This window comes from Desulfovibrio sp. 1214_IL3152 (genome assembly GCF_036763055.1).
In the GTDB taxonomy this organism is placed as follows: domain Bacteria; phylum Desulfobacterota; class Desulfovibrionia; order Desulfovibrionales; family Desulfovibrionaceae; genus Desulfovibrio.
The window spans coordinates 1-1113 of sequence record NZ_JBAIYW010000216.1 but is presented as its reverse complement, the minus strand read 5'-3'; the positions used below and the strand labels follow the sequence as shown (position 1 = coordinate 1113).

2 protein-coding genes are annotated in these 1113 nt (G+C 60.2%); one reads left to right on the top strand and one right to left on the bottom strand.

What is annotated here, in order from left to right; genetic code table 11:
- The coding region (locus V6C07_RS04595; RefSeq protein ID WP_333535190.1) for a rhodanese-like domain-containing protein at window positions 1–464 on the top strand (464 nt) is incomplete at its 5' end.
- 281 nt (window positions 465–745) lie between these two features.
- On the opposite strand, the gene V6C07_RS04590 is transcribed toward V6C07_RS04595, so the two are convergent.
- A partial coding sequence (locus V6C07_RS04590) for an MbtF (RefSeq protein ID WP_333535189.1) occupies window positions 746–1113 on the bottom strand: 368 nt, incomplete at its 5' end.

Below are 1113 nucleotides of genomic sequence, written 5' to 3'. Positions count from 1 at the left end.
ACGCCGTGGCCGCCGCGCTGCAATATTCGCAGCCCAGGGTGGAAGATATTTCCAACCTTGAGGTGGCCTACGCCCCGCCCTTTGCCTCGGCAATGGATGTGGTCAACGTGGTGGGCAACGTGGCCGACAACGTGCTGGCCGGGCGCTTTACCCCGGTTACCGCCGACCAGTTCATGGATATGTGGAAAAACCGCGAAAAAAACAATGTGTTCTTCATTGACGCGCGCCCCGCTGCCGCCGGACGCGCCGTGCAGGAAAAACACCCCGACTGGCACGCCATACCGCTTGAAGAAGTGGCTGCCCGCGTCAACGAGGTTCCCAAAGACCGCCCCGTCGCCATCATCTGCAATACGGGCCTGCGCGCATATGACGGCCTGCTTGTGCTGGCCCGGCACGGCATCACCGATGTGGTCAATTCCACCGGCGGCCTGCAGGCGGCCATAAAGATGGGCCTGTCTGTCTAGGGCAGATAAACTTTGAGAATGTCCATTCTCAAAGTTTACGGCATGTTCGCTTCTGCGCTTAACAGCGCAAATACATTGCGCTTGCTCACGCAGTCGCCAGAGCAATTTCAAAGCGGAATTGCTCTGGAGCAGAATATGGCCTGAGCTGCTCGCATACGGCGGCAAGCCCGCAACGGAGCAGCGTTTCGAAAGCAAAAACCGCCACCGGGGTCCCGGTGGCGGTTTTATCATGCTTTTCATTGTGCTTTTCACGGTACAAGGCGGTTTTCACCGCCCGGCGTCTACTCCTGCGTAAACCGGTGCAGGCGCACAGACAGCGGCTGCGCGTTGTTTCTCTTCATGGCTGCAACCACAAAGGCGAAGTCCCTGGCCTGTCCGGCGGGCGGGCAGGGGCCACGATAGTGGCGGGTCAGGCCGCCTTCGGGTATGATGCCGGAACTGTCGTTATCCCACTGGCCGCCGCCAAGGAAAAGCTCCTGGGCGTCGCCGGTGTATTCTACCAGGCGCACGTCGAAATAATCCGTACCGTTGGGCGCCTGGAGCACCGTTATTTCAGGCGAAATGCGCGAACAGCGGTGAACGTCGCGCAGATTTACCGTAAGGGTCATGCCGCTGGGCGCGGTTTCCGGCTCCTTGGCGGAGCAGGCGG